This window comes from Amycolatopsis sp. WAC 04169 (assembly GCF_003947535.1).
Taxonomy (GTDB): domain Bacteria; phylum Actinomycetota; class Actinomycetes; order Mycobacteriales; family Pseudonocardiaceae; genus Amycolatopsis; species Amycolatopsis keratiniphila.
The window spans coordinates 46,000-60,320 of sequence record NZ_QHJI01000004.1; the positions used below are offsets into that span (position 1 = coordinate 46,000).

14 protein-coding genes are annotated in these 14,321 nt (G+C 68.9%); 4 read left to right on the forward strand and 10 right to left on the reverse strand.

The genetic code is table 11. The annotated features are described in order from the left end of the window. Positions 1 to 11 precede the first annotated feature (11 nt). Genes DMC61_RS09445 through DMC61_RS09455 form a run of 3 tightly spaced genes read right to left on the reverse strand, consistent with a single transcriptional unit; the run spans position 12 to position 2,683 of the window. Positions 12 to 377, reverse strand: coding sequence for a MerR family transcriptional regulator (locus DMC61_RS09445; protein WP_037345593.1), 366 nt, complete (start codon positions 375 to 377; stop codon positions 12 to 14). A gap of 36 nt (positions 378 to 413) precedes the next feature. Then, positions 414 to 1,082, reverse strand: coding sequence for a response regulator (locus tag DMC61_RS09450; RefSeq protein WP_037345590.1), 669 nt, complete (start codon positions 1,080 to 1,082; stop codon positions 414 to 416). Further along, positions 1,079 to 2,683: a sensor histidine kinase gene (locus DMC61_RS09455; RefSeq protein WP_125688518.1), complete on the reverse strand. Its 1,605-nt coding sequence runs from the start codon at positions 2,681 to 2,683 to the stop codon at positions 1,079 to 1,081. The genes DMC61_RS09450 and DMC61_RS09455 overlap by 4 nt, the downstream gene beginning before the upstream one ends. A 206-nt stretch (positions 2,684 to 2,889) precedes the next feature. Here DMC61_RS09455 and DMC61_RS09460 point away from each other — a divergent pair, with 206 nt between their 5' ends. Then, a complete protein-coding gene (locus tag DMC61_RS09460; protein WP_125689387.1) occupies positions 2,890 to 4,209 on the forward strand; it encodes a cation:dicarboxylate symporter family transporter in 1,320 nt (439 codons plus the stop codon). A gap of 82 nt (positions 4,210 to 4,291) precedes the next feature. Further along, positions 4,292 to 4,873, forward strand: a complete 582-nt coding sequence (locus tag DMC61_RS09465) for a DUF6000 family protein (protein ID WP_125688520.1) — start codon at positions 4,292 to 4,294, stop codon at positions 4,871 to 4,873. Here DMC61_RS09465 and DMC61_RS09470 read toward each other — a convergent pair. After that, a complete protein-coding gene (locus tag DMC61_RS09470) occupies positions 4,863 to 5,264 on the reverse strand; it encodes a helix-turn-helix domain-containing protein (protein ID WP_016335422.1) in 402 nt (133 codons plus the stop codon). The genes DMC61_RS09465 and DMC61_RS09470 overlap by 11 nt on opposite strands. 95 nt (positions 5,265 to 5,359) lie before the next feature. Between DMC61_RS09470 and DMC61_RS09475 the strand changes: the two genes are divergently transcribed. Further along, positions 5,360 to 6,769 (forward strand): MFS transporter, encoded by a 1,410-nt coding sequence (locus tag DMC61_RS09475; RefSeq protein ID WP_125688522.1) that lies wholly within the window; start codon positions 5,360 to 5,362, stop codon positions 6,767 to 6,769. On the opposite strand, the gene DMC61_RS09480 is transcribed toward DMC61_RS09475, so the two are convergent. The 4 genes from DMC61_RS09480 to DMC61_RS09495 are packed head-to-tail and all read right to left on the reverse strand — an operon-like array spanning position 6,748 to position 9,181. Beyond that, complete coding sequence (locus tag DMC61_RS09480; protein ID WP_233594738.1) at positions 6,748 to 7,452, reverse strand: carbon-nitrogen hydrolase family protein; 705 nt, start codon at positions 7,450 to 7,452, stop codon at positions 6,748 to 6,750. The genes DMC61_RS09475 and DMC61_RS09480 overlap by 22 nt on opposite strands. 9 nt (positions 7,453 to 7,461) lie before the next feature. Further along, positions 7,462 to 7,926, reverse strand: coding sequence for an SRPBCC family protein (locus DMC61_RS09485; RefSeq protein ID WP_125688524.1), 465 nt, complete (start codon positions 7,924 to 7,926; stop codon positions 7,462 to 7,464). Then, entirely contained in the window at positions 7,923 to 8,633 is a 711-nt protein-coding gene (locus DMC61_RS09490; protein ID WP_125688526.1) for an anti-sigma factor, read from the reverse strand. The genes DMC61_RS09485 and DMC61_RS09490 overlap by 4 nt, the downstream gene beginning before the upstream one ends. Further along, on the reverse strand, positions 8,630 to 9,181 hold the full coding sequence (locus tag DMC61_RS09495; protein ID WP_199749967.1) for a sigma-70 family RNA polymerase sigma factor: 552 nt from the start codon (positions 9,179 to 9,181) through the stop codon (positions 8,630 to 8,632). Before DMC61_RS09495 ends, DMC61_RS09490 begins: the two co-directional genes overlap by 4 nt. Before the next feature lie 260 nt (positions 9,182 to 9,441). Here DMC61_RS09495 and DMC61_RS09500 point away from each other — a divergent pair, with 260 nt between their 5' ends. Further along, the gene (locus DMC61_RS09500) at positions 9,442 to 10,080 is read left to right on the forward strand and encodes a fibronectin type III domain-containing protein (RefSeq protein WP_125688531.1); all 639 of its coding nucleotides are present in this window, start codon (positions 9,442 to 9,444) and stop codon (positions 10,078 to 10,080) included. 25 nt (positions 10,081 to 10,105) lie between these two features. Here the strand turns inward: DMC61_RS09500 and uvrA are convergent, their stop codons facing one another. Together uvrA and DMC61_RS09510 are read right to left on the reverse strand one after the other, a co-directional pair. Then, complete coding sequence (gene uvrA / locus DMC61_RS09505; protein WP_125688533.1) at positions 10,106 to 12,961, reverse strand: excinuclease ABC subunit UvrA; 2,856 nt, start codon at positions 12,959 to 12,961, stop codon at positions 10,106 to 10,108. Between the two features lie 77 nt (positions 12,962 to 13,038). Further along, positions 13,039 to 14,262 (reverse strand): acyltransferase, encoded by a 1,224-nt coding sequence (locus DMC61_RS09510; RefSeq protein WP_125688535.1) that lies wholly within the window; start codon positions 14,260 to 14,262, stop codon positions 13,039 to 13,041. Positions 14,263 to 14,321 lie beyond the last annotated feature (59 nt).

The following is a 14,321-nucleotide window of genomic DNA, read 5'->3' on the forward strand; positions in this document are numbered from 1 at the left end:
CGCTAAAACCCTCACGTTTGTGTCAGGGTCAAGTCGCGCAGGTACGCGTCGAGAGCGTCGCGATTGCGGGTCATGAGCGCGATCCGGCGGTCGAGCACTTCACGCTGCCGCGCGACCTCGCCGATCATGTACTCGCACGGCACCTTCGGCCGTACCTCGTCCGGTCCGTCGAGGTACGGCAGGACCTCCCGGATCAGCCGCACCGGCAGCCCGGCGTCGAGCATCCCGCGGATCTGCAGGACCGCCTCGACCGAGCCTTCGCAGAAGTCGCGGTAGCCGTTGCCTTCGCGGCCAGGGCTGATCAAGCCCTCTTCCTCGTAGTAGCGCAGCGCGCGGACGCTGACCCCGGTCTTCCGCGCGAGTTCGCCGATCTTCACGATCCCAAGGTAGTCCGCGGGCGGCGGTATAGGTCGTTATACAGTTTTCGGCTTGTACCAGACCTCGGGGCGGCCGACCTGGCCGTAGCGGGGCTCGCGCTGGGCGAGGCCGTTGTCGGCGAGGTATTCGAGGTAGCGGCGTGCGGTGACACGGGAGGCGCCGATGGCGGTCGCGGCCGCTCCGGCGGAGAGGCCGTCGGCGGCCGAGGCGAGGACTTCAGTGATCGCCTCCAGGGTCTGCCCGCTCATCCCCTTCGGCAGCGCCTGCCGCTCGGTGGTGCGCAGGGTGCCGAGCGCGCGGTCGATCTCGGCCTGTCCGGTGACTTCGCCCGAAGCGCCGTGGAATTCCGCGTAGCGCTCCAATTTCTCCCGCAGTGAGGCGAAAGTGAACGGTTTCAGCAGGTACTGCACCACGCCGACCGACACAGCGGCCTTCACCAGCGCCAGATCCCGCGCCGACGTCACGGCGATGACGTCGATCGGGAGCCCGGCCGCGCGCAGCGACCGGCAAACGGCGAGGCCGTGCGTGTCCGGGAGATAGAAGTCCAGCAGGACCAGGTCGACCGGTTCGCGTTCACAGAACCGCAGGGCGTCCCCGCCGGAGTGCACGACCCCGGCCACGGTGAAGCCCGGCATCCGCTCCACGTACACCCGATGCGCGTCGGCGGCCACCGGTTCGTCCTCGACGACCAGCACCTTGATCATCGGGCGGACTCCTTCGGCGGCAGGCAAACGGTGAACACCGCGCCCTCGTCGCGGCCGACGTCGATCGTCCCACTGTGCCGCCGCACCGCCTGACCCACCAGCGCCAGCCCGAGCCCGTGCCCGTCCTCGGGTTTGGTGGACCACCCGCGCCGGAACACGTCCTCGACGTCGTCCACGCCGGGCCCGGTGTCCGCGACCCGCAGCAGCAGTCCCTCGGCGCCGGACCGCACGGTGACCTCGACGCCGGGCCGTCCGCCGTGGCCGGCGTTCCCCGCCGCCGCGTCGATGCCGTTGTCGATCAGGTTGCCGAGGATGGTCACCAGATCCCGAGGCGGGACGCCGGTGTCCGAATCCTCCATGACGGTGTCGGGCGTGATCGTGAACTCGACGCCGCGTTCGCTCGCCTCCGCCGCCTTGCCCAGCAGCAGCGCCGCGAGCACCGGTTCGGCGACCGCGCCGACCACGCGGTCGGTGAGTTCCTGCGCCAGCGCGAGTTCTTCGGTCGCGAATTCGACGGCCTGTTCGGGGCGGCCGATCTCGACCAGCGAAACGACGGTGTGGAGCCGGTTCGCCGCTTCGTGCGCCTGCGACCGCAGCGCCTCGGCCAGTCCGCGCACCGTGGTCAGTTCCCCGGTCAGCGCCTGGAGTTCCGTGTGGTCGCGCAGGATCACCACGGTGCCCATCGCCTTCCCGCGCGAGCGCACCGGCGACGTGCTGACCACGAGCACCCTGGCCTCGGTGAGATGGAGTTCGTCGGTGCGCTCCTCCCCCGAGGTGAACGCTTCGACGAGATCTTCGGGAATGTCCAATGCGGACAGTTCGCGGCCGACGACGTCCTCGTCGACGCCCAGCAGCGCCCGCGCTCCGTCGTTGCACAGCACCACTCGCCCGTCCCCGCCGACGAGCAGCAGCCCCTCGCGCACCGAATGCAAGACGGCTTCGTGGTACTCGAACAGGTTGCTCAGTTCCTCCGGCGCGATCCCCCTGGTCTGCCGCCGGAGCCGGGCGCTGACCAGATAGCTGCCGATCCCGCCGACCACCAGCACCGCCACCGCTACCCCGATCAGCGGCCACAGCCGTTCCCGCAGTTCCGCGTCGATCGCTTCGACCGTGATGCCGACCGACACCAGCGCGACGACCTGCCCGGCGGCGCCGCGCACCGGGACCACGACGCGTTCGGACGGGCCGAGCGAACCGGCGTAGGTCTCGACGACCTTGCCGCCGCGTTGCGCCTCGCCGATGTTGCCGATGAACCGCTGCCCGATCAGCGCCGGATTCGGGTGCGTGTAGCGGATGCCGTTCTTGTCCATGATGGTCACGAAGTCCACGTCCGTGTCCGCGCGGACACTCTGCGCGAACGGCTGCAGTGTCCGGGTCGGCTCCGATGTGGACAGTGCGGCCAGCACGCCGGGGGCGTCCGCCACCGCTTCGGCGACCGCGGTCACCTTGTCCCGCGCCCGGTCTTCGGTGGCCCTGACCGAATCGAGGTACGCGAAGGTCACCCCGGCCGCGACGAGCACGAAAAGCACCACGAGCTGCAGAATCAGCAGCTGACGGGCGAGGCTGCCGCGCCTGGTCCGGATCCGCGTCGTCGAGGGCACCCGCCCATACCAGCACACCCACGCCGAGGTCGCTCCACGCGCCTGGACGGAATTCCCTAAATGACACTCGTGCGAACTCAATGAACACAACCGTGACCCAGCTCACCAGCCCGGGTGATAGTGACCGGCAATCCCACGGACATCCCCCTGAGCTGGAGGCAAAGGTGCCTACAACGCCGGAAGCGGCGCCACGACGCCGCGACAAGATGCACTACCTGTACCTGGCCGTGATCGCGGCGGTCCTCCTCGGCGTCATCGTCGGGTTCGCGGCGCCGGGTCTGGCCAAGGAGCTCAAGCCGCTCGGCACGGGCTTCGTCAACCTGATCAAGATGATGATCTCCCCCATCATCTTCTGCACCATCGTGCTCGGCATCGGATCGGTGGCGAAGGCCGCGAAGGTCGGCAAGGTCGGCTTGCTGTCCCTCGGCTACTTCCTGATGATGTCGACGTTCGCGCTCGCGATCGGCCTCGTCGTGGGCAACCTCCTGCACCCGGGTGAGGGCCTGCACCTCGACCCCGCCGCCGCGGCGAAGGCGCACAAGCAGGCCGAAGGCGGCGAAGGCACCGTCGACTTCCTGATGGGCATCATCCCCACCAGCTTCGGTTCCGCGTTCACCGAAGGCCAGGTGCTGCAGACACTCCTGGTCGCGCTCCTCGCCGGCTTCGCCGTGCAGAAGCTGGGCACCAAGGGCGAGCCGATCCGCCGCGGCATCGAGCACATCCAGCGGCTCGTGTTCCGCATCCTCGCCATGATCATGTGGGCCGCCCCGGTCGGCGCGTTCGGCGCGATCGCCGCCGTCGTCGGCGAAACCGGCTGGGGCGCGCTGCGCAGCCTCGCCGTCATCATGATCGGCTTCTACCTGACCTGCCTGGTGTTCGTGTTCGGCGTGCTCGGCTCGGTGCTGTGGCTCGGCGCGCGGATCAACATCTTCACCCTGCTGCGTTATCTCGGCCGCGAGTTCCTGCTGATCCTGTCGACGTCGTCGTCCGAATCGGCACTGCCGCGGCTGATCGCGAAGATGGAGCACCTCGGGGTGTCCAAACCGGTCGTCGGCATCACCGTGCCCACCGGCTACTCGTTCAACCTCGACGGCACGGCCATCTACCTGACGATGGCGACGCTGTTCATCGCCAGCGCGCAGGACCAGCCACTGGGCGTCGGCGAGCAGATCTCCTTGCTGCTGTTCATGATCATCGCGTCGAAGGGCGCGGCGGGCGTGAGCGGCGCCGGGATCGCCACCCTCGCGGGCGGTCTCCAGTCGCACCGGCCGGAACTGGTCGACGGCGTCGGGTTCATTCTCGGCATCGACCGGTTCATGTCCGAGGCCCGCGCGCTGACCAACTTCGCGGGCAACGCCGTCGCGACCGTCCTGGTCGGCACCTGGACCAAGGAGTTCGACCGGGATCAGGCCAACCGGGTCTTCAGCGGCCAGGCACCGTTCGACGAAGCCACCCTGATCGACGACCATCCCGACACTTCGAGGGACCCGGACGACGACAGGGAGAAGACCGTGGCGCACGCGTAGCGCCCGGCGACAGACCGGAACCGCGGTGCGAGGGGCCCCCGTCCTCGCACCGCGGTTCCGCTTTTCTGGGAAGCTGAGCGGCATGCCGGACGCCATCGACCGTTACGTGCGCTCGCGGTACTCGAAGCTGCTGCACGGCAACTTCGCCGGGATGATGACCGACCCCGAACGCGAACGGTTCCTGCGCGACCTCGTGGAGGACGCGCGGACCATCACCGACGACGAACTGGGCGAACTGCTCGCCGCGGACTGGCGGCCCCGGATCACCGCGGCCTGGCTGATCGGCGTCGACCGCCGCACCGCGTGGCGGAGCCGCATCCGGGAACTGTTCCTGGAAAGCGGTCTTGTCTTCGCCGGGCAGGGCTACTGTTTCGCCCTCGCCCGGTTCGGCACGATCGCCGACGCCGAGATCCTCGTGTCCTATCTGGACCATTACCTCGCGCGGCCGGATCTGCGCTACGACCAGGAATGGGCGCTCGCGGCCCTGCACCACATCGACGCCGACCTCACGACCGCGTACACGTCACGCTATCTGCGGCCGGGCGGGCTTTGGGAAAGCTGGTCCGCGAAGAACAGCACGGACCTGCCGTTCCACAAGATGTACTTCGCCATGCTGTGCTCGCACGTCCAGCGTGCCGTGCACGCGGCGGGCGTCAGGCGCTGACCTTCTCGTCGTAGACGACACGGGACGCGGCGATCGAGTCGCGGTGACGCTCGGCCCACGTCAGCAAGCCGCTCAACGACGCGTACAGCTCCTTCGCCATCGGCGTGGCCTCGTACTCCACCTTCGGCGGCACCGTCGGGTACACGGTGCGTTCGAGCAGGCCGTCGCGTTCGAGGTTCCGCAACGTCAGGGTGAGCATCCGCCTGCTGATCCCCTCCACCGAGCGCTCCAGCTCGGTGAACCGCACGGGGCCGCGGGTGGCCTCCAGCAGGATGCCGATCGCCCACTTGCCGCTGATCCGGTTGATCACCTCGAGCACGGTGCACACCTCGAGTTTTTCGGGATCGACGACCCTGGCCTGCGCGGTCACATCGGTGTTCCCCTGGGACATGAAAGTGCCTCCTTCCGGCGAGGAACAGAGTCACACAAGATGGGCGCTGTTACAAGTGATGCACCAAGGCATCACCTGGGAAAAAGGGGTTATCCGTGTCTCAGCGCGCCCTCGCACTGGCCGTGCTCTGCGCCGTCTCGCTGATGGTCGTCCTCGACGGCTCGATCGTCGCCGTCGCGCTGCCCGCGATCCAGAACGACCTCGGCTTCACGCCCTCGACGCTCGCCTGGGTCGTCAACGCCTACTTGATCGCCTTCGCCGGGCTGCTCCTGTTGTCCGGGAGGCTGGGCGACCTGATCGGCCGGAAACGGGTCTTCCTCGCCGGGCTCAGCCTGTTCACGCTCGCCTCGCTGCTCTGCGGTATCGCGCAGGACCAGACGCAGCTCATCGGGTTCCGCTTCCTGCAGGGGGCCGGTGGCGCGCTGGCGTCGGCCGTCGTACTCGGCATGATCACCACGCTCTACCCCGAACCGCGGGCACGGGCGAAGGCCATCGGCGTCTACAGCTTCACCCAGGCCGCCGGATCGTCGATCGGGCTCATCGCGGGCGGCACGCTCACCCAGCTGCTCGACTGGCACTGGACGTTCTTCGTCAACCTGCCGATCGGCGCGATCGCGCTGGTGCTCGCCGTCCGGCTGCTCGCGGACGATCGAGGCCCCGGCCTGCGCGACGGCACGGACGTCACCGGCGCCGGGCTGGTCACCGGCGGCCTGATGCTGCTGGTCTACACGATCGTCAAGGCCGAGGAGTACACCTGGGCCGACGCCCGCACGCTCGGCCTGCTCACGGTGTCGCTGCTCCTGCTCGCCGGGTTCGTGCTCCGGCAGGCGAGGGCACGCCGGCCGTTGCTGCCGCTGCGGATCTTCCGCCTCCGCACGGTGTCCGGGGCGAACACGGTGATGGTCCTGATGGTGGCCGGATTGTTCGGTTTCCAGTTCATCACCGCGCTCTACCTGCAGCGCGTGCTCCAGCTCGACGCGTTGAGCACCGGGTTCGCCTTCCTGCCCGCTCCGCTTTCGATCGCGGTGATGTCGCTGGTCTTCGCCGAGCGGCTGAACCACCGCTTCGGGGCGCGAACGGTACTCATCGGCGGGCTCTCGCTGGTCGCGCTGGCACTGGGCTTCCTCGCCACCGTCCAGGCCGACGGCGACTACGCCACGGACGTCCTGCCCGCGCTCGTGCTGATGGGCGTCGGGTTCGGCGCGGCGATGCCGGCGCTGATGGGGCAGGCGATGTCGGACGTCGCGCCGGCCGACGCGGGGGTCGCCTCGGGGCTGATCAACACCACGCAGCAGATCGGCGCGGCGATCGGGACCGCCGTGCTCGCGACCACCGCCGCTTCGCGCACCGGATCAGTGCTGGCCGAAGGAGCCGCGATGCCCGAAGCGCTCGCTAGCGGGTATCGGGCCGCGTACGCGTTGAGCGCCGGCCTGCTCGCTCTCGCGGTCTTCGCCGCGACAGTGCTCCTTCGCGCCCGGAAGGTTCAGGAAACGATCGTCGCGTAAGCCCACTCGGAGACCTCGCCGCCGAGACGCACCTCGGCGGCGCCTCCGGGTTTCCAGACCCCGCTGCCGCCGAACGCGGCCATGCCGCCGGTCTTGCCGGAGTACTGGGAAAGCACCACCCACATCCCGTATCGGGCCGCGACGCCGACCTGATCGAGCAGCCGGTCTTCCTGCCCCTCGCTGAAGAGCGCGCTGAGGACGTAGACCTCGGCGCCCGCCTCGGCGAGTTCCCGCGCGTGGTCCGGGTCTGCGGCGTCGAGACAGATCGCCAGCCCGAGACGCCTGCCGCCGACCTCGACGATCACCTGCCGCCTGCCCGGCTCGAAGAGCTCTTCCTCACTGTTGTGCAGGTTCCGTTTCGCATAGGTGGCAACGGTTTCCCCGTCGGGACCGAGGACGAGCGAACCGATGTACCGGCGGCCGTCCTCCACCAGGGGCAGCCCGATGACGGCGTGGACGGCGCTCGCCCGGCAAGCCTTCCGAAGCGGTTCGAGGCGCCGGTCGTCCGGTGTCAGCCAGAGTGCCGGATCGGTGGCGAGCGCCTCGAATTCCAGACCGGTCAGGGAGAGTTCCGGGAACACGCAAAGGTCGGCGTCCGCGATCCGGAGGAGCCTGGCGTGTTCGGCGATGTTCGCGGAAAGGTCCGCCGGGACGGTGAACGGCTGCACGGTGGCGACACGCATGGCCTGAGCCTAGCGCCCCAGGTACCCCCGCAATCCGTGTTGCCCGCGCCGCATCATGAGCGCGTGGTTGATCCGGAATACCGGCCTGGCGACGCGATCGAGCTTGCGCAGCAACGGTTTCCGCGCCTCGACCTCCTGCGTGATCTCCAGTCTCGTGCCGCTTCCCACCGCGACCAGCGCACCGGCCAGCGTCCCTTCGAGGTCGCCGCTGAGCAGCACTCGCAGCCGTCCCTCGCGCTCGTCCTGGCGGTCTCGGTGCATCCGTACGGTCAGCGCATACGGCAGCCTGGAGCGGCAGACGAGTTCGGCGGTGTCCTCGTCGACCCGGCTGACCGAACGTACGTCGCGCCACCACAGCGGATACGCGGCCAAGTCGACGACCGCGTCGAAAACCGCCTTGGGCGAAGCCGGCAGCACCCACGTGTCGCGGAAGCGGTACCAACCGCCTCCGCGACCCGCGAGCGAACCCGTCATGCCTGCGCCGACACCAGGTTCCGGCCGTCCATCGTCACGACCTCGACCGAGGCCACGTCGGCGGGGGCGACCAACGCGGAACCGTCGACACCGGTGCCCTCACGCTGTCCCTTCTCCGAAACGAGCCAGCTGCCGGCGTTGACCCGCTCTCCACTCTTGGTCACCACGACGAGCGCGCACTTCTCGCCTTCGCGGACGCCTGTCGCCTTGGCGTGCAGCCGCACCCATCCCGCGGCCGGAACCACCCGGACCGCCAGCTGTACGCCCGTGTCCCGGTTGGTCGCCGCGAGGTCGCGGGTGCCGGGCACCGGGGCGGTCGCCGTCGGCACCGGCAGGGCCACCGTCGACGGTTCGGGCGAGGTCTGCCGTCCGACCAGCACACCCGCGCCGAGCGCCACCACGACCAGCACGGCCGCACCGGCGACGGCGAGGAGCCGCCGCGGTTTGCGCTCCTGGGTGCCCTCTTCTTCGCGAACCTGACGCAGCGTGCGCTGCAGGAGCAGATCTCCCCCGTCGGGAGGTCCTTCGAGGAACGCCTCCGGCGGCACCTCGTCGAGATGGTGGCGGAGCTCCGACAGCTCGCGCACCTCACGACGGCACGTGGGGCAGTTCGCCAGATGCGTCTCGAACGTGGCCGCTTCGCCCGGGGTCAGGCCGCCGAGGACGTAGGCCGCGAGCTGGCCCTGGTCGTGTCCCACCGCACTCATCGCGCTACCTCATTCCCGGGTCCGGACATCACGGCTCTGAGCGCCCGTAACGCGTAATAAGATCTCGACTTAACGGTACCCGGGGCCACGCCCAGGGACTTCGCCGCTTCGGCCACCGTCCGGCCCCGGTAGTAGATCTCCACCAGTACCTCACGATGTTCCGTGGACAGGCCGTCCATGGCCCCGAGCACGGCCATCGAGTCCACGACGCTCTGCGCGTGGTCCCGCTCCACCGCCGGGGTGGGCACGCCTTCCGCGGGCTCCGCCACTTCCGGTGGCCGCGCCGCCCTGGCCCGCGCGCGGTCGGTGATGATGTTCCGGGCGACCGTGAGCAGCCAGCCCCGCACCGATCCCTTCGCGTCGTTCTCCAGGTCTTCGGCGTGTTTCCAGGCCCGGACCAAGGTCTCCTGCACGACGTCCTCCGCGGCCGCGCGGTCCCCGGTCAGCCTTGTCGCGTACGCCAGCAGGCTTCGCCCGTGTTCGGCGTACAAGTGCCGGACCAAGTCCTCGCCTTTGGCCTTTTTGGGCCGCCAGCCTCCGATCGCCACTCGCGTCCTCCCGACGGTCTTCTGGGTCGGCGAGGACAGTACTGCAACCCGCAGGGGCAGAGTGGATCGTTCGGCGCGCGCCGCGATCGAACTGTGCATCGGCACCGGCCTCTCCTCGGTTCTCCATGGCCGCCTCCTCTTGCCTCCCACACGGACGGCCGGTGGATGCGGTTCAACCGGGGTCTTGTCGATCATCGGACGCGCTCGTATGCTGACGCCTCCGGATTCCGCCGCCGCCTGATTCCCGGGAGGGTCTCGGCGTGCCAAGGAAACTCGCGGCCGTTCTGCTGGCGGTCGCTTTCGTGTCGGGCTGCGGCGACGAGCCCGGTTTCACCGCGACGCTGACGGATCCGGTGAACGTCGACCTGAGCTGGCCCGACGACGATCCGGCCGCCGCGGGGCGGATCGTCGAGTACACGACCGATCCGCGGGGCGAGTACACGATCCTGCAGTTCGTGCCGCCTCGGCAGACGACGTACCGGCATCCGGATCTGATGCCGGAAACGCGGTTCTACTACCGGATCCGGCCGTTCTACGGTGCCGTTTCGGACGCCGTGACGGTTTCCGGCCCCGCGACCCCCGCCGCTTCCGCCCCCGCCGTGCCGCTGCGGGCGGGCGATCGATCGGCCGCCCCGGCTTCGTTCCGGGCCGAGCCCGCGCCGGAGCAGATGGTGAAGTTCAGCTGGGCTGATCGCTCCAGCGACGAGGACGGCTTCCTGGTGGAGATCAAGAAACCCGGCGCGGCCGAGTTCGTGCCGATCGAGGTGTCCGATCCGGGGACGACGTCGGCCGGGCTCGCCACCATGCCGGGCGAAGAAGGCGCCTCGTATCGGCTGCGCGCCTTCTACTATGGGCCCGCTTCTCCGGTGCTGGACCTCGTGAGTGGTAAGGACGGTTAGAACCGTCCTTACCACTCACGAGCCCCTATGCGAGAACGGTCTTCAGGAACTGACCGGTGTAGCTCTCCTCCACCGAAGCGACGTGCTCCGGCGTGCCCTCCGCGATCACGGTGCCGCCGCCGGAACCGCCCTCGGGACCCATGTCGATGATCCAGTCCGAGGTCTTGATGACGTCGAGGTTGTGCTCGATGACGATCACCGTGTTGCCCTTGTCCACCAGCCCGTTGATCACGCCGATCAGCTTGCTGATGTCCTCGAAGTGCAGACCGGTGGTCGGCTCGTCGAGGATGTAGACCGTCTTGCCGGTGGACCGCTTCTGCAGCTCGCTGGCGAGCTTGACGCGCTGCGCCTCACCGCCGGACAGCGTCGGCGCGGGCTGCCCGAGCCGGACGTAGCCGAGGCCGACGTCGACGAGGGTGGCCAGGTGCCGGTGGATCGCCTTGATCGGCTCGAAGAACTCGGCCGCCTCCTCGATCGGCATGTTCAGCACGTCGGAGACGGTCTTGCCCTTGTAGTGCACCTCGAGGGTCTCGCGGTTGTACCGGTCGCCCTTGCAGACCTCGCACGGGACGTACACGTCCGGCAGGAAGTTCATCTCGATCTTGATCGTGCCGTCACCGGCGCAGGCCTCGCACCGGCCGCCCTTGACGTTGAACGAGAACCGGCCCTGCTGGTAGCCCCGCACCTTCGCCTCGGTGGTCGCGGCGAACAGCTTGCGCACGTGGTCCCAGACGCCGGTGTACGTCGCCGGGTTGGACCGCGGGGTGCGGCCGATCGGCGACTGGTCGACGCGGACCAGCTTGTCCACGTTCGCCAGCCCGTTCACGCGGGTGTGCCGGCCCGGGACCTGACGCGCTCCGTTGAGCTTGTTCGCCAGCACGGTCGCGAGGATGTCGTTGACCAGCGTGGACTTCCCGGAGCCCGAGACACCGGTGACCGACACGAGGCAGCCGAGCGGGAAGGCCACGTCGAGCCCGCGCAGGTTGTGCTCGCGCGCGCCGACGACGGTCAGCTGCCGCTTCTTGTCGACCGGGCGACGGATCGCCGGGACCTCGATCTTGGTGCGGCCCGAAAGGTACGCGCCGGTGATCGAATCCTTGTTCCGCAGGATCTTCTTGTACGGTCCACTGTGGACGATGTGGCCGCCGTGCTCACCGGCGCCCGGGCCGATGTCGACCACCCAGTCGCTGGAGCGGATGGTGTCCTCGTCGTGCTCGACGACGATCAGCGTGTTGCCCAGGTCCCGCAGGCGGACCAGCGTCTCGATCAAGCGGTGGTTGTCTCGCTGGTGCAGCCCGATCGACGGCTCGTCCAGCACGTACAGCACGCCGACCAGACCGGAACCGATCTGCGTGGCGAGCCGGATGCGCTGCGCCTCACCGCCGGACAGCGTCCCGGAGGCGCGGTCGAGCGAGAGGTAGTTGAGGCCGACGTCGAGCAGGAAGCGCAGCCGCGCCTGGATCTCCTTGAGCACCGCGCCGGCGATGACCTGCTCGCGCTTGCCGAGCTCCAGCTCGTCCAGGAACTGCGACGCCTCGGCGATCGAAAGGGCGCAGACCTCGGCGATCGACCGGTCGCCCTGGGTCTTGTGCTCCAGGGTGACGGCGAGGATCTCCGGCTTGAGCCGCGTGCCCTGACAGGCCGGGCACGGCACCTCGCGCATGTAGCCCTCGTACCGCTCGCGCATGTACTCGGACTCGGTCTGCTCCTGGCGCCGCTCGAGGAAGGGGATGACACCCTCGAAGCTCGCGTAGTACGACCGCTGACGGCCGTAGCGGTTCTTGTAGCGGACGTGGACCTGCTCGTCGACGCCGTGCAGGACGGCCTTCTGCACCTTCGCCGGCAGCTTGCGCCACGGCGTGTCCATGCGGAAGCCGATGGTCTCCGACAGCGATTCGAGCAGGCGGATGAAGTAGTCCGCGCTCTGGCCGCCGGCCCACGGCGCGATGGCGCCCTCGCCGAGGGACATCTCGTCGTCCGGGACCACGAGCTCCGGGTCGACCTCCTTGCGGACGCCGATACCGGTGCAATCGGGGCAAGCGCCGTACGGGGCGTTGAAGGAGAACGACCGCGGCTCAAGGTCCTCGATCGCCAGCGGGTGGCCGTTGGGACAGGCCAGGTTCTCGGAGAAACCGCGCACGCGATGCGGGTCGTTCTCCGGCAGGTCGACGAACTCCAGCTCGATCAGGCCGTCGGCCAGCCGGAGCGCCGTCTCGACCGAGTCGGTGAGGCGCTGCCGCGAGCTGGTCTTCACCGAAAGCCTGTCGATGATGACGGCGATCTGGTGCTTTTCCTGCTTCTTCAGCTTCGGCGGGTCGGTGAGCGGGTGGATCGTCCCGTCCACCACGACGCGCGCGTAGCCCTGCTGCTGCAGGTTCTCGAAGAGGTCGAGGTACTCCCCCTTGCGCCCGCGCACGACCGGCGCGAGCACCTGGAAGCGGGTGCCCTCCTCCATCGCGAGCACCTGGTCGACGATCTGCTGCGGGGTCTGCTTGCTGATCGCCTCGCCGCACTGCGGGCAGTGCGCCTTGCCGGCGCGGGCGTAGAGCAGGCGCAGGTAGTCGTAGACCTCGGTGATGGTGCCGACGGTCGAACGCGGGTTGCGCGAGGTGGACTTCTGGTCGATCGACACCGCGGGCGACAGGCCCTCGATGAAGTCGACGTCCGGCTTGTCCATCTGGCCGAGGAACTGGCGCGCGTACGCCGACAGCGACTCGACGTAGCGGCGCTGCCCTTCGGCGAAGATGGTGTCGAAGGCGAGGCTCGACTTCCCGGACCCGGACAGACCGGTGAACACGATCAGGCTGTCGCGGGGCAGGTCGAGATCCACACCGCGGAGGTTGTGCTCGCGGGCGCCGCGAACAACGAGGCGATCAGCCACGCCAGGGTCCCTTCAGGTTTCATTCTCAGCTGCGGTCGCCGGCCCGGTCGATAGCTGCACGGGCGGCCGCTTCCATGCTACGAGGCACCACCGACAGAAACTGGTTCCGAGTCCTTGACCTGCGGTTTTCCAGGCTTATCGCGTCGATCCCGGCGAGCGGTGAGCCACCGGTGGACCGGCCGTTCCACGCCAGCGGTGATCGCCCAGCCTCCGAGGACGGCGGCGGCCAGCACGATGGGGAGCCGCAGCCAGCCGGGGACGCCGACGTTCAGCAGGGCACGGGCCAGGATGTAACCGAGTTCCTGGTGCACCAGATAAAGACCATACGAGATGCCCGCGAGCCAGGTGACAGCCGGGGCGACCCTGGCGAGACCGGGGAACCGCCAGTCCGGCCCGCGCGCGGCCAGGCACACCAGCAGCAGCATGATCGCGAACCCGATGGCCGACGGCCAGCGCTCAGGGTCATTCGGCAGGGCCTGGTGGAAGGGGAAGACCTGCAGGTCCTGCGCGGCACAGGCGGCGAGCACGAACAGCGCGAGATGCCAGTTCGCCAGCCGTCGTTTCGCCCACAGCCAGATCGCGATGCCGATGGCGAACACGTGGACCCGGTGCAGGCCGAGGCCGTAGTAGAAGGTCTCCACGAGCTTCGGCGTGGAAACCGGGTCGAACACGACGAACCGGAGGAAGAGCGGGACCAGGATCAGCGCCCAGAGCAGCGCGACCGTGAGCCGGTGGGTGCGCCACCGGCGTGGCCACAGCAGGGCCGCGGCGGTGAACGCGATGAGCTGGACCGGCAGCGTCCAGTAGGCGCCGTCGAGATAGTAGAAGAGTTCGTACCGCCAGCCCCATTCCTGGACCATGCCCAGGTTGCCGAGCAGATCGGCACCGGTGGGGACGTACCAGGGCGATGGGTCGGTCGGCGGGCCCTGCGGGACACCGAACAGGAACCCGGACAGGCCCGGTGGGAACGGCAGGCCGCTGAACCGGATCGTCGCGTACCGGGCGACGACGTAGGTGACGATCACCGCCACCAGGTACGCGGGCACCAGCCGCGCGACCCGGTTCCACAGCCACCGCCCCGGCCGTCCCTTGCGCAGGCTCGCGCACACGAAGAAGGCGGAAATCACCAAAAGGATGGCGGCACCGAACTGGGCGGTTACCCGAAAGGGGTACCCCACCAGTTCCGGATGCAGAAGCGCCCCCTGATGGGTGACGTGTCCGAGCATGACCGCGAAGACGGCGACCACGCGAAGGACGTCCCAGCTGATCTTGCGCGGGGTGCGCGGCGAGGCGTCGGGCACGAGCGTCCTGTGGTTCGGCTGGCGGGGCGACGCGAGCCTACGTCGTGCACCTGTGCGCT

Bases quoted from the DNA above. Each gene is read 5' to 3' on its own strand.
- DMC61_RS09450 (WP_037345590.1), bottom strand. From the start codon at position 1,082: ATGATCAAGGTGCTGGTCGTCGAGGACGAACCGGTGGCCGCCGACGCG.
- DMC61_RS09470 (WP_016335422.1), bottom strand. From the start codon at position 5,264: ATGTCCCAGGGGAACACCGATGTGACCGCGCAGGCCAGGGTCGTCGAT.
- DMC61_RS09490 (WP_125688526.1), bottom strand. From the start codon at position 8,633: ATGAGTGCGGTGGGACACGACCAGGGCCAGCTCGCGGCCTACGTCCTC.
- DMC61_RS09460 (WP_125689387.1), top strand. From the start codon at position 2,890: ATGCACTACCTGTACCTGGCCGTGATCGCGGCGGTCCTCCTCGGCGTC.
- DMC61_RS09485 (WP_125688524.1), bottom strand. From the start codon at position 7,926: ATGACGGGTTCGCTCGCGGGTCGCGGAGGCGGTTGGTACCGCTTCCGC.
- DMC61_RS09465 (WP_125688520.1), top strand. From the start codon at position 4,292: ATGCCGGACGCCATCGACCGTTACGTGCGCTCGCGGTACTCGAAGCTG.
- DMC61_RS09480 (WP_233594738.1), bottom strand. From the start codon at position 7,452: ATGCGTGTCGCCACCGTGCAGCCGTTCACCGTCCCGGCGGACCTTTCC.